This window comes from Streptomyces sp. P6-2-1 (assembly GCF_050613165.1).
Taxonomy (GTDB): domain Bacteria; phylum Actinomycetota; class Actinomycetes; order Streptomycetales; family Streptomycetaceae; genus Streptomyces.
In genome coordinates, this window is the sequence record NZ_CP192513.1 from 6033449 (window position 1) to 6050723 (window position 17275).

The 17275-nt window shown below is 73.7% G+C and carries 17 protein-coding genes; 6 read left to right on the forward strand and 11 right to left on the reverse strand.

Annotation, left to right across the window (positions count from 1 at the left end; all coding sequences use genetic code 11):
- Positions 1-7: 7 nt before the first annotated feature.
- Positions 8-727 (forward strand): 3'-5' exonuclease, encoded by a 720-nt coding sequence (locus ACQYWQ_RS25425; RefSeq protein ID WP_431037765.1) that lies wholly within the window; start codon positions 8-10, stop codon positions 725-727.
- 382 nt (positions 728-1109) lie between these two features.
- Here the strand turns inward: ACQYWQ_RS25425 and ACQYWQ_RS25430 are convergent, their stop codons facing one another.
- A complete protein-coding gene (locus ACQYWQ_RS25430) occupies positions 1110-1961 on the reverse strand; it encodes a phosphotransferase enzyme family protein (protein ID WP_431037767.1) in 852 nt (283 codons plus the stop codon).
- Between the two features lie 776 nt (positions 1962-2737).
- Positions 2738-3862 carry a hypothetical protein gene (locus tag ACQYWQ_RS25435; RefSeq protein ID WP_431037768.1) on the reverse strand — a complete coding sequence of 375 codons (1125 nt, stop codon included), beginning with the start codon at positions 3860-3862 and terminating at the stop codon, positions 2738-2740.
- Between the two features lie 230 nt (positions 3863-4092).
- Between ACQYWQ_RS25435 and ACQYWQ_RS25440 the strand changes: the two genes are divergently transcribed.
- The 4 genes from ACQYWQ_RS25440 (at position 4093) to ACQYWQ_RS25455 (ending at position 7408) form a co-directional block, all read left to right on the forward strand.
- Positions 4093-4545 (forward strand): MarR family winged helix-turn-helix transcriptional regulator, encoded by a 453-nt coding sequence (locus tag ACQYWQ_RS25440; RefSeq protein WP_431039342.1) that lies wholly within the window; start codon positions 4093-4095, stop codon positions 4543-4545.
- A gap of 190 nt (positions 4546-4735) precedes the next feature.
- Positions 4736-6205 (forward strand): CDP-alcohol phosphatidyltransferase family protein, encoded by a 1470-nt coding sequence (locus ACQYWQ_RS25445; RefSeq protein ID WP_431037770.1) that lies wholly within the window; start codon positions 4736-4738, stop codon positions 6203-6205.
- Positions 6206-6335: 130 nt separating this feature from the next.
- On the forward strand, positions 6336-6908 hold the full coding sequence (locus ACQYWQ_RS25450) for a DUF1697 domain-containing protein (RefSeq protein WP_431037772.1): 573 nt from the start codon (positions 6336-6338) through the stop codon (positions 6906-6908).
- Positions 6905-7408 carry a DUF4440 domain-containing protein gene (locus tag ACQYWQ_RS25455; protein WP_431037773.1) on the forward strand — a complete coding sequence of 168 codons (504 nt, stop codon included), beginning with the start codon at positions 6905-6907 and terminating at the stop codon, positions 7406-7408. The genes ACQYWQ_RS25450 and ACQYWQ_RS25455 overlap by 4 nt, the downstream gene beginning before the upstream one ends.
- 65 nt (positions 7409-7473) lie before the next feature.
- Here the strand turns inward: ACQYWQ_RS25455 and ACQYWQ_RS25460 are convergent, their stop codons facing one another.
- Positions 7474-8457, reverse strand: coding sequence for an acetylxylan esterase (locus ACQYWQ_RS25460; protein WP_431037775.1), 984 nt, complete (start codon positions 8455-8457; stop codon positions 7474-7476).
- A 244-nt stretch (positions 8458-8701) separates the two neighbouring features.
- Positions 8702-10129 carry a carotenoid oxygenase family protein gene (locus ACQYWQ_RS25465; RefSeq protein WP_431037777.1) on the reverse strand — a complete coding sequence of 476 codons (1428 nt, stop codon included), beginning with the start codon at positions 10127-10129 and terminating at the stop codon, positions 8702-8704.
- Between the two features lie 111 nt (positions 10130-10240).
- On the opposite strand from ACQYWQ_RS25465, the gene ACQYWQ_RS25470 reads away from it, so the two are divergent.
- Positions 10241-11251: a ketopantoate reductase family protein gene (locus ACQYWQ_RS25470; RefSeq protein WP_431037779.1), complete on the forward strand. Its 1011-nt coding sequence runs from the start codon at positions 10241-10243 to the stop codon at positions 11249-11251.
- On the opposite strand, the gene ACQYWQ_RS25475 is transcribed toward ACQYWQ_RS25470, so the two are convergent.
- The 7 genes from ACQYWQ_RS25475 to ACQYWQ_RS25505 all read right to left on the reverse strand — a co-directional run bounded on the left by ACQYWQ_RS25475 (position 11248) and on the right by ACQYWQ_RS25505 (position 17273).
- Positions 11248-11814, reverse strand: a complete 567-nt coding sequence (locus tag ACQYWQ_RS25475) for a GNAT family N-acetyltransferase (RefSeq protein ID WP_431037781.1) — start codon at positions 11812-11814, stop codon at positions 11248-11250. The genes ACQYWQ_RS25470 and ACQYWQ_RS25475 overlap by 4 nt on opposite strands.
- 26 nt (positions 11815-11840) lie before the next feature.
- Entirely contained in the window at positions 11841-12611 is a 771-nt protein-coding gene (locus tag ACQYWQ_RS25480; protein WP_431037782.1) for a sirohydrochlorin chelatase, read from the reverse strand.
- Between the two features lie 3 nt (positions 12612-12614).
- Positions 12615-13532: an ABC transporter permease gene (locus ACQYWQ_RS25485; RefSeq protein WP_431037784.1), complete on the reverse strand. Its 918-nt coding sequence runs from the start codon at positions 13530-13532 to the stop codon at positions 12615-12617.
- Complete coding sequence (locus ACQYWQ_RS25490) at positions 13519-14313, reverse strand: ABC transporter ATP-binding protein (protein WP_431037786.1); 795 nt, start codon at positions 14311-14313, stop codon at positions 13519-13521. Before ACQYWQ_RS25490 ends, ACQYWQ_RS25485 begins: the two co-directional genes overlap by 14 nt.
- A 104-nt stretch (positions 14314-14417) precedes the next feature.
- The gene (locus tag ACQYWQ_RS25495; RefSeq protein ID WP_431037787.1) at positions 14418-15530 is read right to left on the reverse strand and encodes an aliphatic sulfonate ABC transporter substrate-binding protein; all 1113 of its coding nucleotides are present in this window, start codon (positions 15528-15530) and stop codon (positions 14418-14420) included.
- 145 nt (positions 15531-15675) lie between these two features.
- Positions 15676-15933: a hypothetical protein gene (locus ACQYWQ_RS25500; protein WP_431037788.1), complete on the reverse strand. Its 258-nt coding sequence runs from the start codon at positions 15931-15933 to the stop codon at positions 15676-15678.
- Positions 15933-17273 carry a sulfate adenylyltransferase subunit 1 gene (locus tag ACQYWQ_RS25505; protein ID WP_431037790.1) on the reverse strand — a complete coding sequence of 447 codons (1341 nt, stop codon included), beginning with the start codon at positions 17271-17273 and terminating at the stop codon, positions 15933-15935. Before ACQYWQ_RS25505 ends, ACQYWQ_RS25500 begins: the two co-directional genes overlap by 1 nt.
- Between the last annotated feature and the right edge of the window lie 2 nt (positions 17274-17275).

The following is a 17275-nucleotide window of genomic DNA, read 5'->3' on the forward strand; positions in this document are numbered from 1 at the left end:
GACACACATGACCTGGTACGAGGGGCCGCTGACCGGCTTCGACCTGGAGACCACGGGCACCGACGTCGAGCACGACCGCATCGTCACCGCCGCCGTGATACGCCTCGACGCCTCCGGAGCCGTCACGCACGCCCGTACGTGGCTGCTCGACCCGGGCGTCGAGATCCCCGCCGAGGCGACCGCGATCCACGGCATCCCGACCGCCCGCGCCCGCGCCGACGGCGCCCCGGCCCGCGGCGCCGTCGCCGAGATCACCGCGGCGCTCGCCACCGAACTGCGGGCGGGGACCCCGCTCGTGGTGATGAACGCGCGCTACGACCTCTCCCTCCTCGACCGCGAGTGCCGCCGCCACGGCGTGCCCGCGCTCGCGGAGGAACTCGGCGCGGAGCCGGCCCCGGTGATCGACCCGCTCGTGCTCGACAAGCACGCCGACCGGTACCGCAGGGGCAGCCGCGTCCTGGCCGCCCTGTGCGCCCACTACGGCGTCAGCCTGGACACCGCCCACGACGCCCGCTCCGACGCCCTCGCCGCGACGCTCCTCGCCCGCAGCCTCGGCGCCCACCACCCCCGCATAGGCGCCCTGCCCCCCGCCGAGCTGCACCGCCTCCAGGTCGACGCCGCTGCCCGCCAGTCGGCGAGCCTCCAGGAGTACCTGCGCCGCACGAAGCCGGACGCGGTGGTGGAGGGGGCATGGCCGGTGATCCCGAGGCAGCGGACTGCGGCGTGAGGCGGGGGCGCGCGGAGGGCGTGGGGTGTGTCGGGGCGTGGGCCGAGGTGACGTGAGTGCGGGGTGTGGGGTGCGGGGTGCGGTTGGTGGTGTGTGGGGTGTTCGGGGTCGGTGAGGCGGGGCGGCTGAGGCTGGGGCGTGTGGGGTGGCGCGGCTGAGGGGTGAGGCCGCGGGGGCGGTTGGCGCGCGGTGCCGTGGCTGAGGGGCGGGGCTGCGGGCGGCCGGGGCGGGGCGGCTCGCCCGGGCTGCGCCTCGCCCAGGGGGCTGCGCCTCGGCAGTGTCCGCCCAGGGGGCTGCTGCCGGGCGGTGCCTTGGCCGGACGCTGCGGCCGGGCGGTGTCTCGCCCAGGACGCCTCACTCGGGGCGGCGCCTTGCCTCGGACTCAGAAGGGGTACCAGCGCACCGTGGTGTCGCCGTCCCGCAGGGAGTTCACGCGGCGTCGGAACTCGGCGAGTGCCGCCGGGTTCGACGGGGCGTGCTGGGCCACCCACGCACAGCTGGCCGTCTCGCGCGCGCCGCGCAGCGTGAGCCGCCCCTCCCACTCGCGTACGTCCCAGCCGTAGGTCCGCACGAAGTCCTCGTAGGCAGCGGCGGGGAGACCGTAGCGGTCGCGCGAGAGGTCCATCACGACCAGGTCGTGCTCGCGCAGGTCGAAGGAGAAGGTCTCCAGGTCGGAGAGGACGGGGCCTTCGGGCCCGGCGAGTACGTTGCGCGGGAGCGCGTCGCCGTGGATCGGGCCGGGGGCCAGGTGCGGGGTGAGCGCCGCGGCGGCAGGAGCGAAGCCGTCGCGGCGCTCGCGCAGGAAGGCGGCGTCCGCCGGGTCGATCGCGTCCCCGGCGAGGCGGAGCCAGCGCTCGACGCCGCCGAGGAGTTCGCGCCGGGGCAGGGCGAAGGACGGGGCGGGCAGCGCGTGGACCTGACGCAGGAGGGTCGCGAGGTCGGCGGGGGTCGCCGGCCTGCTCGCCTCGGGCAGCCGCTCCCACAGCGTGACGGGGTGCCCTTCGACAAGCAGCGGCTCGGAGCGCGCGGCGCGCACGGCGGGGACGCCGTTCTCCTTGAGCCAGTCCGCGATGCGGAGCGCGAGCTGTGCCCGTTCGAGGAGTTCGGGGGCCCGCCCGACCTTGATGACGAGGTCCCCCGAGGCGAAGACCGCGTTCTCGCCGAGCATCATCAGCTCCGCGCCCGCGTCGAGCCCTGCCGCGCCCAGCACCTCGCGCGCCCGTGCCTCGTCCATCGTCCGCCTCCCGTGCCGGGCCCTGCCGGGGGCCGCCGTACCGTGCTCACCGCGCCCGCCTGCTCAGGGACGCCCGCCCCCAGTTTCCCACCGGGCCGCCGCGGGTGGCGGGGCGGGACCCCTGACGGGGGGCGGGGCGGGGCGGGGCGCGGCGGGACGGGGTGGGGGCGGAGGCGGTGGGGTGAGATGGGGGAGCGGTGGGGCGGGGGGCGGGTGGTGAGGGGGGTGGTAGCGATGGCGGCGGTGATAGCCGTGGCGGCGGTGTCTGTGGCGGCGGTGCCTGTGGCGGCGGTGCCTGTGACGCCGGAACCCGTGACACCGGTACCCGTGACAGCCCCCTCCCGCCCGGGGGGCGACCCCTATACCAGTCTCCCAAATCCCCCACCCCCACCCCCGCCACCCCAAGAGATCTGTGGATAACCCCGACGAACCCGCACAACACCTCACCGTTTCGAGTGAGACCGTGTGCGGGTTCATCGAAGTTATCCACAGGCCGCGCAGGCCTGGCGCCCCGAGCACCCCGAGCAGGCTGAGCACCCCGAGCAGGCCGAGCGCCCCAGGCAGGCCGAGTCAGCCGAGCAGGCCTGGCGCCCCGAGCGCCCCGCGCAGGCCGAGCGCCCCGACCAGCCGAGCACCTGGCGCCTGGGCCCCCGGGCGGCTCAATCGGCCCGGGGTGGCCGGGGTGGCCGAGGTGGCTTGGGTGGCCGGGGTGGCCAAGCCACCCGCTTTGGCCGGGGCGGCGGCCCGGCGTGGCGCGTGGCCGAGGTGGTGCGGAGTCAGACTCCCACCGACTCGTCCATCTCCTCCTCCCGCTCCTCGTGCTCCTCCGGCGTCTCGTTCTTCGCCCGTGCGGCCGCGTGGTGGTGGGGAGGCTCCGAGGTCGCCGCGAGGGCGGCGCGGCGGCGGCGTCGCTCGTACAGGCCCGCCGCCGTCGTCGCGAGCAGGCCCACGACGAGCCAGGCGACCAGTGTGAGCACGTGACGGCTCAGGCCGACGTGGTCGAAGTAGACGAGACTGCGCAGACCCTCGACGAGGCCCGCACCGTTCCAGAAGGAGTGCAGTGCGCCGAAGAAGCCGTTGAGCAGCTCGGGACGGTACAGCCCGCCGGACGTCGTGAAGTTCAGCATCACGAAGAGGACCATCATCGTGAGCGTCGTCCACCGCTTCAGGAAGGTGTGCAGGCCCACGCCGAGGAAGAGGATGCCGGCCGAGTACAGCCAGGCCATGCCCCACACCCCCCACAACCCGTGCGAGACGACGTGGAAGACGGGCCCGGCGAGCGCGGCGCCGATGAGGCTCACGGCGAAGGACGTCACGACGACGAAGGCGGCCCTGGCGCGCATCCGCAGCACGGCACCGGCCCCGCCGAGCACAGCGACGGAGGCGTAGGAACCGATGCTCACGGCGACGAGGAAGAAGAAGACGCCCTGCCCCGTGGGATCGCCGTGGGCGGGCGGGGCGAGATCGGTGACCTTGAGCGGCTTGTCCTGGGCGGTGGCCAGCGGTGTGAAGACCTTCTCGGCCACCGTGGCGCTCGTATCGGCGTTCGTGCTCGCGACGAGCAGCTCGGGTGCCGTGTCCGAGGGGACGAAGGCGCCGGAGAGCTGCCGCTCCATGAGCAGATGGTGCGCCGCTTCCCGGTCGGGCACGGTGCGTACGTCGAGGGACTCGCCCGCCGCCGCTGCCTTGTCGTGGATCGTCTGCGCGAGCGCCGCGGTGCTCGGGCCCGCGCCGACGACGGCGACCGGCATGTGGTGCGGCGAGGGATTGACGAAGGCGCCGAGATAGGCGAGGCCCATCCCGACACACATCAGCATCGGGGTCAGCAGATGGACCAGGACATGGCGGGCCGCTGCCAGATCGCGGGCCCTGCTGGGCGCCGGGGCTTCGGCTGAACTCATCGGGAGTACTCCTGTGGAACCGCGCCGTGCCGGGGACGGGCGACGACGAACGGGGTGGTTGGCAAATGCAACCATGTGCTTACGTTGTACTATACAACCAATCGGGCGACGTGAGGTACGCCGAGTGCGTCGCCGTCGGGTTCCTCGGATACGTCGAGTGCGTGGCGCAGGGTGAGGTGGGGTACGTGGCGCAGGACAGGGATGCCGCCCTGGAGATCATTCAGCGCGAAATGACGGCCTTTGCGCGCAGGGCCAGGGGGATCGCGGCGCATATGCACCCCGAATTGTCGCTCGTCTCCTTCACGCTGCTCAGTCATGTCGAATATCAGCCGGGTTGCCGCGCCACGGACCTGGCCACGCATTACCTGCTCGACAAGTCGACCATCAGTCGCCAGATTTCCGTTCTCGAACGGGCCGGGCTCGTGGCGCGCAGCGCCGACCCCGTGGACGCGCGGGTGCATGTGCTGCACTTGACCGCTCATGGCGAGGAGGTGCTCGCGCAGGTGAACGACGCGCGGCGGGAGGCCTTTCGGCAGCGCCTCGCCGACTGGGGCGCTGCTGATCTCGACCGCTTCGCGGCGTACCTCCTGCGGTACAACGCGACAGGTGGCGGGTCCGGCGGCGAGTCCGGCGGCGGATCCGGTGACGCGTCCGGGCCGGGATTCGTTCCGCCCGTCGAATAACAACGGGGTGCCCAACCGATAACGCGCCAATAAACGCGCGCGAAATATGAAGAAGTTGTGCACGGAAAATGCGCGATCGGGCCGGGAGACCTTCGGGGTGACCTGAGGGTTGCACCTGGAGACCCTTGTTTCTCGGCCGAACCCGTCCCTAACGTGAGGTGAACTTTCCGCAACGGGCAGGAAACCGAGAATGCCTCACGAGCACGAAACGCTCGCTCCCGCGACCCCCACATCTCCAGGCGACGGAGCGGCACCCCACCCCACTCCGGTCGCGCCGGGCCAGGCCGCCGCGCCGGTGCGGGGCCGCCCCGCACCGTACGACCGCCGCAGCACCCCGCCGGTGCGCGAAGTGCGCAAGCTCGTGCAGAAGAAGCGCGACGCGTGGTGGACCGTCCTGCTGGTCGACCCGCTCGCGACCCCTCTCGTCCGGCTCACCGCCCGCTACACCCGCATCACGCCGAACCAGATCACGTGGGCCGCGCTGGTGCTCGGCCTCGGCTCCGCGGCGCTCTTCGCGCTCGGCGACTGGCAGTGGATCGTTCTCGGCGCGGTCGTCTACCACTTCAGCTTCGTCCTCGACTGCATGGACGGGAAGGTCGCCCGCCTCACCGGGCGCGGCTCCGTCTTCGGCGCGTGGCTCGACTACATCTTCGACCGCATCCGTGTCGCCGCCTGTGCCGTGGCGCTCATGTGGGGCCAGTACCACCGCAGCGACAACACCCTCTACATCTGGCTCGCCGTGCTCGTCGTCTTCTGCGACGCGCTGCGGTACATCAACGCGCTGGAGACCTTCAAGACCCGCCTCACCATGCGGCGGCAGATCAAGGCCAGGATGCGTGCGGCGCGCAAGGCGCAGAACAGCGAACAGCTCGCCTTCATGGAGGACCTGCTGCGTGCCAACCCCGAGGCCGACATCGAGCAGGACCTCAACCGCGCGGCCGGTGCGACCGTGCCCGCCGACCCCGACGAGGACGGCTCCGAGGAACGGGGCGAGGCCCCGGCCGCGGGCCGGGCGGTCGGCCTGCCAGGCTCCGGGGACCTCGACGAGCAGGATCCGACGGTCAAGGACCCCTCGGGCTCCGGTCTGCCCGGCGCGGACGGGCAGAGCGAGGAGGACGCCTCCCCGGCCGCGGCGAAGCAGGTCATCGACCTTCAGCAGGAGTTCCGCAGGAAGTTCCCCTTCTACCTGCGTATCCGCTCCGCCCTTCTGCGCCACCGCGTCCGCCCGCACCTCGTGAGCGGCATCGAGTTCCAGATGGGTGTCTTCATCGTCGGGCCGCTCTTCGACGTGGTCCTCGGCGCCACGCTCGTCTCCGCGGCGCTCATGCTCGTCTTCGAACTGGCCATCGTCTACAAACTGCTGCTCTCCACGCGCGACTTCGGCCGCACCCTGGAGTCCATACCGCTGCCGCCCCCGGCCCTCGCCGAGGAACAGCTCGCGCAGGTCGCCGACGCCACCGGCGCCCCCTACCAGGGGCAGCAGGGGCAGCAGGGGCAGCAGGAGTACCAGGAGCAGCACGGAGCGCCGGAGCAGCACGGAGCGCCGGAGCGGCAGGGAGAGGGCCGGTGGCAGGAGGGGCAGACCGTCCCCCTCGGTACGCAGGTACCGGCGCAGCGCGGCGAGCGGGAAGGTCCGCGGTCGCCGCACTCGCCCTCCTGAGCCCTGCCGACGCGCCCTCCCGGCCCCCGCCGCCGCGGTCGCGCTCCGCCGCTGCCCCCGGCCGCCCCGCGGCACCGGGGGCAGCGGCGTTCCCCGGCCGTTGTCGGTGGCGGTGGTTACGGTGCGGGGCATGACGAGTGCTTCGATCGCCCTGCTGCGGGGCGTGAACGTGGGGACGGCGCACAAGGTGCCGATGGCGCGACTGCGCGAACTGGCCGCCGGGCTCGGGCACCGGGCCGTACGGACCCACCTCAACAGCGGGAACATCGTGTTCGTGCCGGGCGTGCCGCGCCCGCCCGAGGAACACGCCGCCGAGCTTGCCGCGCTCCTTGAGCGGGAGTTCGGCTTCGCCGTCCCGGTCCTCGTGCTCGACACGGTACGGCTGCGCGCGGCGCTCGCGGCGAACCCGTACCCCGAAGGCACCTTCCACGCCTCGCGGCTCCAGCTCGTCTTCCTCTCCGGCCCCGCGGACCCCGCCCGCTTCGCCGACCTCGACCCCGCCGCCCACGCCCCCGACGACTACCGCATCGGCGACCGCGTCCTCTACCTGCACACCCCGGACGGCATCAGCCGCTCCACGCTCGCGACCGAACTCCTGCGCCCCGCCCGCCTCCCCGGCCTCTTCACGACGACCCGCACGTGGAACACGGCGAACAAACTCCTCGCCCTCGCGGAGCGGGCGGAGGAGGATACGGGCCCATGACAGCCGACGCACGGCGGGGAAGCCGCCCCGACCCGGATGATCCCTGCCTCGCCGAGGTGGTCGCCCGCGAGCTGCGGATGCTCCGCCCCGAGGTGCGCCGCGATCCGGCCGCCCTCCTGCGCGACCTGCACCCGGAGTTCCACGAGATCGGCGCCTCGGGACGGCTCTGGGACCGCGCCTCGGTCGCCGCCGTGCTCGCGCCCGCGACCGGCCCCGACGACACGCCGAGCCGGGTCACGGCCATGACCGCGACCCGGCTCGCCCCCGACCTCGTACACCTGCGCTGGGACACCGACGAGGGCGACCGCACCGTGCACCGCACCTCGCTGTGGCGCCGCGAGCCCGGCTCGGGGGAGTGGCTGCTGTGGTTCCACCAGGGGACGCCCCGCACCCGAGGGACCCCCCACACCGGGGGGACGCCGTACCCCCCGCGGACGCCGTGCCGCCCGGGCACGCCCTCCGCCCCGGGCACACCGGACGGGGTACCCCCGCGCCCCTGACGGCGGTACCCCGTCCGTGAGGCACCCCGTCCGTGAACCGGTGGGTCCCGCGGTCCTCCGCTCCGTCAGCCGTCGAGCGCGAAGCCCTCCAGGCCCCGCAGCCACGCCAGGCGGGCCGCCTCGTGGTGGGTGCCGCCGCCCTCGTGGCCGTTGAACTCGTAGACCTTGATGTCCTTCTCCTCGACCGGGTACGCGTTGTACGCCGCGTACACCGTCGACGGCGGGCAGACCTGGTCCTCCAGGGCCGTCGAGAAGAGCGCGGGCGCGGTGCCGCGCGCGGCGAAGTGCACGCCGTCGAAGTAGGCGAGCGTGGAGCGCACGGCGGCGACGCGGTCGCGGAAGACGTTCAGGTACGCGCCGATCTCGCGGTAGGGGTGCCTGTCGGTGAGCGTCGTCGCCCGCGGGAAGTCGCACAGGAACGGCACGTTGGGCGCGATGCCCGCGAGGTCGGGCACGAGACCGCCGACCGCGAGCGTGATCCCGCCGCCCTGGCTGTTGCCCGTCGCGACGGTCCTGCTCGCGTCGGTCAGCGGGTGCGAGCGCGCCGCCTCCACGGCCCGTACCGCGTCCGTGAAGACCCGCCGGTAGTAGTACGTGTCCGGGTCCTCGATCCCGCGCGTCATGTAGCCGGGCACGGCCGGTCCGCTGCCGCCCGGGTCCACGGTGTCGCCGCCGCCCCAGCCCGCGCCCTGCCCGCGCGTGTCCATCACGAAGTGCGCGTAGCCCGCGCTCGCGGTGAGCAGGTGGGTGTGCGGAAGGCCGCGCCCGCCCCCGTACCCGACGAACTCCACGACGAGCGGCAGCGGTTCACTCGTGCCCGCGGGCAGCACGAGCCAGCCGCGTATCCGGTCGCCGCCGAAACCGGAGAAGCTCGCGTCGTACACGTCGACGGTCGTCAGCGGGACGTCGACGCGCGCGAAACGGGCGTCGAGCGGGTGCGCGCGGGTCTCGGCGAGCGTCCGGTTCCAGAAGGCGTCGAAGTCCTCCGGTTCCACGGAGGCGCTGCGATAGCCGGGCAGCTTGTCGAGTGACAGGTCGAACAGGGCCATAGGGGCCTCTCCTCATCGCACAGAAGTCATCGCACGGAAGTCCTTGCACAGCGGCTCACGGAAGCACACCGGCACGGTGCGTCGACCCCGGGCGGCACGAGGGCGACGCCCCACGCTATGCCGCCGGACCCCGTCGGGGGAACGGCGTGCGGGAGAAAGCGCTTCCTGCGGGCTGAGGTGCGAAGGCTTCGCGCCGTGGCGCGGGGCGTGTCGCGTCGCGGGGCGTGTCACGGCGCGGCACCGCTCACTCCTGCGTCGGCAGCCAGCTCCCGTGCAGCCCGAGCGGGACCCGGACAGGGATACGCACCTCGGCGACCGGGCCCGAGCCCGGGTCCGCCGCGGGCAGGACGAGGAGACTGCTCGACCCGTCGGTGCGGTCCGTCGCGAAGGTGAGCCACCAGCCGCGCGCGCTGTCCCGTGTGCCCGGCTCGGGCGCGAAGACCGGTTCGCCCACCGCGAGGTCGCCCGCGTCCCAGCTCACGGCGGTGATCTCGGGCCCGCCCACCTCGTAGAAGCGCAGCGCGTCGTACTCGCCCGGCAGCAGGTCCCGCGCGCGCCCGCTGCCCGCGGCGACGGCGAGGCGGTCGTACGGGCGCGAGAGCGCGCGGTCGTCGATACGCGGCAGCTCGACGCGCGCGTCGTCGAGCCGGGTGCGGCGCACCGTGCCCGCGACGGGATCGACGACGGCGCGCGTGAGCCCGTGCGCCGCACCGGGCGCGGAACGGCGTTCGGGGCGCGCGCCGAGGGACAGCTCGGGCCACTGCACGTAGTCGAGGACGACGTGCCCGTCCCCGGGCCGCTCGTAGGCGTTGACGGTGTGCCACAGCCAGAACGCCTCGTCCTCCGCCCAGCGCACGGGGCCGCCGTCGCGCGGGATCAGTGCGAGTCGCGTGCCGCGCTCGGGACGCCAGTGGAGGAAGGAGCCGCCGCGCAGGGCCTCGTCGAGAGTGAAGAACGCGGGTGCCAGGACGAGGACGAGGTAGCGCTCGGTGAGCGCCATGTCGTGGATCATGCGCGGCTCGTCCACGCCGTCGACCGGCGTCGGGCCGCGCCGTACCGCCCCGTCGGGGCCGATCACGGACCACGTGAGGTACGGGGGCTCCAGCGCGTAGCAGAACGCGGCCAGCTCGCCCGTCACCGGATCGGCCTTGGGGTGCGCCGTGATCCCCGCGGGCAGCCGCCCGTCGAAGGTCTCCCTGCCGAGCGTGTCGAGCCCGGGGGCGAGGCGGTACGGGCAGTCCGACTCGGCGAGCGCGAGGAGCCGCCCCGCGTGCCGGACGACGTTGATGTCGGGCAGCGGCTTGAAGGTCCCTGCGAGGTCCTCGCCGACCTCGGAGGCGTCCGGGAGGATCAGCGACTCCAGGCCGCCCCACAGCGCCCGCCCGGCCCGCTCCTCGGCGCGCATCGCCTCGGTCCGCACGAACCTGTTCCGGTAGCGGGCGCGGCCGCCCGAGAGCCAGACGCCGTGCACCATGCCGTCCCCGTCGAGCGGGTAGAGGTAGCTGCCGACCGGCGTGAACCGGGGGTTGGGCCCGTTGCGCAGGTACACCCCGTCCAGCGCGTCGGGCAGCTCCCCCACGACCTCCAGGCCGGGGGCGTCGGCCTCGTCGGTCACCGGCGCGAAGGGGCCGGAGAGGTGGGGGACCCGGGTGGGGTCGAAGGGCGTGGGCATGGGGCCATGATGGGGCGAACCGGGCGGGAGCGCACACCGGGCCGGGCCCCCGCGGCCCCGGCGGCGGCCCCCGCGGGAGCCGGTCGGCGCCGCTGTGGCAGGCTCCCCCGTATGCGCTACATCGTGATCGGGGCAGGGGCCGTCGGCGGGACCGTGGGGGCGCGGCTCGCGGGGAGCGGGTGCGAGGTGGTGTGCGTCGCGCGCGGGGCACACCGCGAGGCCCTGGAGCGGGACGGGCTGCGGCTCGTGACGCCCGAAGGGGCGCACGTGCACCGGGTGCCCGTCGTCGGCGGGCCCGAGGAACTGGGCGAGCTGCGCGCCGACGACGTGCTGCTGCTCGCCGTCAAGAGCCAGGACACCGTGGCGGCGCTCGACGCGTGGGCGCCGCGCCCTGTCGCGGGCGGCGGTACGGCGGGGGAGCGGCTGCCCGTGCTGTGCCTCCAGAACGGCGTGGCGAACGAGCGCATGGCGCTGCGCCGCTTCGCGCGGGTCATCGGCGTGTGCGTATGGCTGCCGGCCACGTACGTCGAAGCGGGCACCGTCGGCGCGGGCGGCGCCCCGCTCACCGGCATCCTCCACCTCGGCACCTACCCGCGGGGCCGCACCGAGCCCGTACTCGAAGCCGTCGCCGCCGACCTGCGCGCGAGCCACTTCGACGCGCCGCTGCCCGACGACGTCATGCCCTGGAAGTACGCCAAGCTGCTCGGCAACCTCGCCAACGCCGTCGAGGCCCTGACTGGGCCCGTCGAGGGGCCCGAGGCGCTCGCCCTCGTCGAGGCGGCGCGCGCGGAAGGCTCCGCGGTACTCGAAGCAGCCGGAATCGCCGCGACGAGCGAGGAGGAGGCGCGGCGCGTGCGCGGCGACCGCGTCGAGCTGCGACCGCTCCCCGGAATCCCGCGCGGCGGCGGCTCCACGTGGCAGAGCCTGACACGCGGCGCCGCCTCGGCCGAGGCCGACTGGCTCAACGGCGAGATCGTCCTCACCGGCCGTCTCCACGACGTCCCCGCACCGGTCAACGAGACCCTGCGCACGCTCGTCAACGAGGCGGTGCGCGCGGGCAGGGGGGCGGGCGCCTACACCGTCGCGGAGGTACGGGAGCGGATCGCGGCCGTACGGGGCTAGACGCCGCCGGCGCCGGAGGAGCCCTCGTGGCGCCCCGCCCACGCCTGCGCCGTCGACGTCAGGAGGCACGTCACGTGGCCGTTGTCCTCCTTGATCTCGCGGCGGCGCTCGTAGCCGAGGCGTTCGAGGAGGGTGAGGGAGGGGGTGTTGTTCGCGTCGACGGTCGCGTGGACCTCCGCGAGGCCGAGGGTCCCGTGACCGTACGCGGTGAGCGCGGCGGCGACCTCGGTGCCGAGCCCCTGGCGGTGGTGGCGCGGCGCGAGCCCGTAGATGATCTCGTGCCCGTCGAGCCACGGCGCAGGCGAGGGCTTGATCTCGGCGTGCCCGGCGTACGCGCCCGCGAGACGCACCGCCCACACGGGGAAGCGCTCCTCCGCGTAGACGTAGCTGAAGATCCGCCCGAACAGGGCACGGTCCTGCTCGGGCGACTGCATGCCGTCGCCGAAGTGCTCGCCGAAGGCGGCCGTCTGGAAGAGGGCGACGAAGTCCTCCTCGTCGGCACGGACGTACGGGCTCAGTACCAGGCGCTCGGTGCGCAGTTCCGGAGTCACCCGGCCCACCATAGTGGGGATCTTCGAACGGCTGTACGTCAGGCCGCCGCCGCGAGCCGCGGGGCCCGCGCGAGCAGCGCGTCCTCGTACCGCCGTACGAGGAGCCGCGCGACCTCGGGCGCGGGGCCCAGCTCCCGCGCCAGGACGTCCGCGCCCGCCTCGCGCGCGCCCCGCGCGATGCGGTCGGGCAGGAAGCCGGGCGCGAGGACGTACGGGGCGACAGCGATCCGCGCCCAGCCCGCCGCGCGCAGCGCCCCCACCGCCTCCTCGGTACGCGGACCGCGCGCCGAGGCGTACGCGAGCCGTACCGCGCCCCAGCCGGCGCCCCGCCACTGCCGCGCGAGCCCGTCGAGCACGGCGGCGGCCTCGGGATCGCTCGACCCGGCCGAGGCGAGCACGACCGCGGTCGACGCGCGCTCGGCACGCCGTACCCCCGCCTCGGCGAGCCGCCGCTCCAGGGCCGCGGTGAGCAGCGGCGAGGGACCGAGCACGCGCGCGAGCCGCACCCGCACCCCGGGGGCGGGCAGCGCGCGCGTCGCCGCTTCGAGCACCGCGGGGATGTCGCTCTTCGCGTGGAAGGCACGCGTGAGCAGCAGCGGCAGCGCGACGACCTCGTGCGCGCCCGCGGCGGCGAGCCGTGCGAGCGCGTCCGGCACGGACGGCTCCGTGAAGTCGAGGAAGGCCGGCTCCACGGTGACCCCCGGCCGCGAACGCCGTACCCGCGCCACCAGTTCGCGCACGCTCGCGGCATGGCGGCGGTCGCGGCTGCCGTGCGCGACGACGAGAAGCGCGGGACGGGGGTGGTGCATGGTTCAGCTCCTGACGAGCAGCCCGCGCGTGCGCAGCACCCTGCGCTCCAGCGGGCTGAAGATGAGCAGATCGATCGCGATGCCCACGATCAGGATGAGGAAGATCGCGAGGAACACCATCGGCATACTGCTGTTGGTACGGCCGTTCTCCAGCAACTGCCCCAGACCGATGCCGAGATCGGGCGAGGAGGCGATGATCTCCGCGGCCATGAGCGAGCGCCACGAGAACGCCCAGCCCTGCTTGAGGCCCGCGAGATAGCCGGGCAGCGCGGCGGGCAGCACGATGTGCCAGGTCCCGCGCAGCCCCGTCGCACCGAGCGTGCGCCCGGCCCGCAGGTACAGCGGCGGCACCTGATCGACGCCCGAGACAAGGCCGTTGGCGATCGAGGGCACCGCACCGAGCAGGATCACGGCGTACATCATCGAGCTGTTAAGGCCGAGCCACAGCACGGCGGGCGGCACCCACGCCACCGAGGGCAGCGACTGGAGACCGGACAGGATCGGCCCGATCGCCGCGCGCACGAACCGCACGCGCGAGACGAGCAGCCCGAGCGGCGTGCCGATGACGAGCGCCAGCAGGAAGCCGAACAGGCCGCGTTCGACGCTCGTCCAGATGTAGCCGAGCAGCTTCCCCTGCGTCCACGCGTCGCTCAGCTCGCCCCACACCGCGCCAGGCGAGGGCAGCTTGTACGAGTCGGTGACCTTCGCCCAGACCAGGATCTGCCACACGGCGAGGACGAGGACGACAGAGACGAGGGGCGGCAGGACCTTGCGGACCAGGACCTCGCGGGCCCCGGCCCGCGGGGTGCCGCCCCCGCCACCCGCCGCTTCGAGCGCGTCGAGCCCGGCCAGGTCGCCCTGCTCCGGCTCCCCGGGACCAACGCCCTTGTCGAGCGGCGTACGTGTGTCAGTGCTGGCCATGACGGCGGATCTCCCCCCGCAGTTCCTCGGTGATCTCGGCGGACAGCTCCGCCACGGCGGTGTCCTCGATACGGCGCGGCTGCGGGATGTCCACGCGCCACTCGCGCGCGATCCTGCCCGGCCGCGAGGAGAGCAGCACGACGCGCTCGGCGAGCCGCACCGCCTCGCGCACGTTGTGCGTCACGAAGAGCACCGAGAGCCGCGTCTCGCGCCACACCCGGGTCAGCTCGTCGTGCAGCAGGTCCCTGGTGATCGCGTCGAGCGCGGCGAACGGCTCGTCCATGAGCAGGAGCCGACTGTCCTGCGCGAGCGCGCGGGCGAGCGCGACGCGCTGGCGCATCCCGCCCGACAGCTCGTGCACCCGCTTCCCGTACGCCCCTTCGAGCCGTACGACGTTCAGCAACTCCTCGGCGCGCTCCTTGCGTTCGGGCCTCGGCACGCCGCGCAGCTTGAGTGCCAGCTCGATGTTCTTGCCCGCCGTGAGCCACGGGAACAGCGCGTGTTCCTGGAACATGAGCGCGGGCCGCGCGCCCGGCGTGCTGATCTCGCCCGCCGAGGGCGCGTCGAGCCCGGCGACGAGGTTGAGCAGCGTCGACTTGCCGCAGCCCGAGGCCCCGAGGAGGGTCACGAACTCGCCGGGGGCGACGTCGAGCGAGATGTCGTCGAGCACGAGGTGCTGCCCGGCGGGAGTGGGAAAGGACTTGGAGACGTGGGCGAGCCGGGCGGCAGGCCCCGCGTCACGCGTACTGCCGTCCGTGGCATCGGCGTACGTCGTCGCCATGAGACACCTCCTGAAGACGGGGCGGGGGATGGGCGCTATGGGTACGGGGGCGAGGAGGGGGCAGAGGGCGCGGTGCCGGTACGGCGGCACCGCGCCCCGCGCCGTCACTTCACGCCGAGACCGGCGTCGTCCACCGCCGGGCGGCCATCGGCCTTGAGCACCTTGTTGAGCGGCCCGAGGTCGTAGATCCCCTTGAGCTGCGGCTTCTTGAGGAGCCCCGCCTTGACCGCGTGGTCGGCCTCGGCCTGGAGCGTCGCGGCGAGCGGGTCGTCGAGAATCTCGATGGACTTCCACGCCGGGTCGAGCTGATCGGCGGGCAGCGCCTTGCCGCTCAGCTTCTTCAGCGCGTCGTTCGCCGCGGTCTTCGCCGCCTCGTCGTTGGCCTTGATCCACTCATTGGTCGTGACCGAGCCGCGCAGCACCGCCTCGACGACGTCCGCGTGCTCGCTCAGGAACTTCTGCGACACGATGATGTTCGTGATCACGAACTTCTTGTCGGGCCACAGGTCCCGCTCGTCCAGAAGCTCCTTCGCGCCCTCCGAGACGAGCTTCGACGCGGTCGGCTCGGGCACCCAGGCGCCGTCGATGGAACCGGACTTGTAGGCGTCGGGCGTCACCTTGTTGTCCGAGCGGACGACGGAGACATCGCCCTTGCCGCTCTGCGCGTCGACCTTCCAGCCCTTCTCCGCCACCCAGTTGAGGAAGGCGACGTCCTGCGTGTTGCCGAGCTGCGGGGTCGCGATGCGCTTGCCCTTGACGTCGTCGAGCGACGTGATCTTCTTCGGGTTGACGACGAGCTTGACCCCGCCCGATGCCGAACCCCCAATGATCCGCAGGGACTTGCCCTGCGACTGCGTGAAGCCGTTGATGGCGGGGGAGGGCCCGATGAAACCGATGTCGATCGAACCGGAGTTGAGCGCCTCGATCTCGGAGGGGCCGGCGTTGAAGGTCGAGGGCTTGACCGTCGTCGCGCCCAGCTCCTTCTGGAAGAGACCCTTCTCGATGCCGACGAGGGCGGTCGCGTGGGTGAGGTTCGGGAAGTACCCGATCCGCACGCTCGACGCCGAGAGCTTCTTGGCGTCGGCGGCCACGGGCGCCTTCGACGCCTTGTCGTCGTCGTCCGAGTCCGAGCCGTAGCCGCAGGCCGTGGCGACGAGGGCGAGCAGGGGCAGGGCGGTGGCCGCGGCGAGCGAGCGGCGCAGTCTTGCGGAAGGCACGGGAGGGGGTCCTCTCGTTGGCCCGGTCCTCGTCGGGTCCCCGTGGGGGAGGGTCGTCAGGAGGCTTCGGGGCGGATGGAAGGTCTTCGGTGGTGGTGCGCGGGGAACGCGCGGGCGTTCCCCCGGGGACGGCGCGGGCCGCGGTTCACACACATCGCGCGACACCCCCGGTCCCGGCGCCCAGCGCGCCGCTGCCCACCCGGCCGCCCTCCTTGGCGAAACCGCTGTACGCGTCCCTGAACACGGCGCGGGCCGCGCGCGCGGCGGCGTCGCGGGACCCGGGGGAGTCCCCGAACACGGCGGCGTCGCGGGACCCGGCGGCGCCGAACACGGCGGTGTCGCGGGACCCGGCGGCGGGCGTGCCGCCCGTCCCGCGTACCGCCACCGCTCCTTGCCACGTCATCAGAAGTCCCAGCCCTCGTCGTCCGCGGCGACGGGCTCGGCGGAAGCGGCGTTCCCGCCGAAGGCCTCGCCCGCCATCCCGGCCGCGAGCGTCGCGCCGTCCGCAGGGTCGATGAGCAGGAAGGACCCGGTACGGCGCGAGCCCGCGTAGTCGTCGAGCGCGAGCGGCTCCGCGGTGCGCACCACGACGCGGCCGATGTCGTTGGCGACGAGCCGCCCCGGCGCCGCGTGCTGCGTGAGGTCGTCGAGCGAGAGCCGCGAGGGGATCTCCTGGACGATCGCCTTGACCGTCCGGGTCGTGTGCTTGAGCAGCACGCGGTGCCCGACCGTCAGCGGCGTGTCCGCGACGTGGCACACGGTCGCCGTCACCTCGCGCGTCACCGCGGGGAGTTCACCGGCCGGGGCGATCAGGTCGCCGCGCGAGACGTCGAGATCGTCGGCGAGCCGCACGGTCACCGACTGCGGGGCCCAGGCGATGTCGACCTCCTGGCCGAGCGCGTCGATCCCGGCGATCGTGCTCGTACGGCCCGAGGGCAGCACCGTGACGGGTTGCCCGACGCGCAGCGCCCCGGAGGCCACCTGGCCCGCGTAGCCGCGGTAGTCGGGGTGCTCCGCCGACTGCGGGCGGATCACGTACTGCACGGGGAACCGGGCCGGACAGCCGGTGAGGTCGTGGCTGACGGGGACCGTCTCCAGGTGTTCGAGCACCGTCGGGCCGCCGTACCAGTCCATGCGCGCCGACGCCTCCACGACGTTGTCCCCCGCGAGCGCCGAGATCGGGATCGCTGTCACCTCGGGGACGCCCAGGCGCGTCGCGTACGCCGTGAACTCCTCGGCGATGGCGGCGAAGACGGGCTCCGCGTACTCCACGAGGTCCATCTTGTTGACCGCGAGGACGACGTGCGGGACGCGCAGCAGCGCGGCGACCGCCGCGTGCCTGCGGGTCTGCTCCACGACGCCGTTGCGCGCGTCGACGAGCACGACGGCGAGTTCGGCCGTCGACGCGCCCGTCACCATGTTCCGCGTGTACTGCACGTGCCCCGGCGTGTCCGCGAGGATGAAGCGGCGGCGCGGGGTCGCGAAGTAGCGGTAGGCGACATCGATCGTGATGCCCTGCTCGCGTTCGGCGCGCAGGCCGTCCGTGAGCAGCGCGAGGTCGGGGCCCGAGCGGCCCCGGCTCCGCGAGGCGCGCTCGACGGCTTCGAGCTGGTCGGTCAGGACCGACTTGGAGTCGTGCAGGAGCCGCCCGACGAGCGTGGACTTGCCGTCGTCGACGGAACCCGCCGTCGCGAAACGCAGGAGCGTCGTCGCACGCGTGTCCAGGGCCTGAGTGGTCGTCATGG

Coding starts and splice junctions, on each gene's coding strand:
- ACQYWQ_RS25425 (WP_431037765.1), top strand. CDS start 8: ATGACCTGGTACGAGGGGCCGCTGACCGGCTTCGACCTGGAGACCACG.
- ACQYWQ_RS25430 (WP_431037767.1), bottom strand. CDS start 1,961: ATGGACGAGGCACGGGCGCGCGAGGTGCTGGGCGCGGCAGGGCTCGAC.
- ACQYWQ_RS25435 (WP_431037768.1), bottom strand. CDS start 3,862: ATGAGTTCAGCCGAAGCCCCGGCGCCCAGCAGGGCCCGCGATCTGGCA.
- ACQYWQ_RS25440 (WP_431039342.1), top strand. CDS start 4,093: ATGACGGCCTTTGCGCGCAGGGCCAGGGGGATCGCGGCGCATATGCAC.
- ACQYWQ_RS25445 (WP_431037770.1), top strand. CDS start 4,736: ATGCCTCACGAGCACGAAACGCTCGCTCCCGCGACCCCCACATCTCCA.
- ACQYWQ_RS25450 (WP_431037772.1), top strand. CDS start 6,336: ATGACGAGTGCTTCGATCGCCCTGCTGCGGGGCGTGAACGTGGGGACG.
- ACQYWQ_RS25455 (WP_431037773.1), top strand. CDS start 6,905: ATGACAGCCGACGCACGGCGGGGAAGCCGCCCCGACCCGGATGATCCC.
- ACQYWQ_RS25460 (WP_431037775.1), bottom strand. CDS start 8,457: ATGGCCCTGTTCGACCTGTCACTCGACAAGCTGCCCGGCTATCGCAGC.
- ACQYWQ_RS25465 (WP_431037777.1), bottom strand. CDS start 10,129: ATGCCCACGCCCTTCGACCCCACCCGGGTCCCCCACCTCTCCGGCCCC.
- ACQYWQ_RS25470 (WP_431037779.1), top strand. CDS start 10,241: ATGCGCTACATCGTGATCGGGGCAGGGGCCGTCGGCGGGACCGTGGGG.
- ACQYWQ_RS25475 (WP_431037781.1), bottom strand. CDS start 11,814: ATGGTGGGCCGGGTGACTCCGGAACTGCGCACCGAGCGCCTGGTACTG.
- ACQYWQ_RS25480 (WP_431037782.1), bottom strand. CDS start 12,611: ATGCACCACCCCCGTCCCGCGCTTCTCGTCGTCGCGCACGGCAGCCGC.
- ACQYWQ_RS25485 (WP_431037784.1), bottom strand. CDS start 13,532: ATGGCCAGCACTGACACACGTACGCCGCTCGACAAGGGCGTTGGTCCC.
- ACQYWQ_RS25490 (WP_431037786.1), bottom strand. CDS start 14,313: ATGGCGACGACGTACGCCGATGCCACGGACGGCAGTACGCGTGACGCG.
- ACQYWQ_RS25500 (WP_431037788.1), bottom strand. CDS start 15,933: ATGACGTGGCAAGGAGCGGTGGCGGTACGCGGGACGGGCGGCACGCCC.
- ACQYWQ_RS25505 (WP_431037790.1), bottom strand. CDS start 17,273: ATGACGACCACTCAGGCCCTGGACACGCGTGCGACGACGCTCCTGCGT.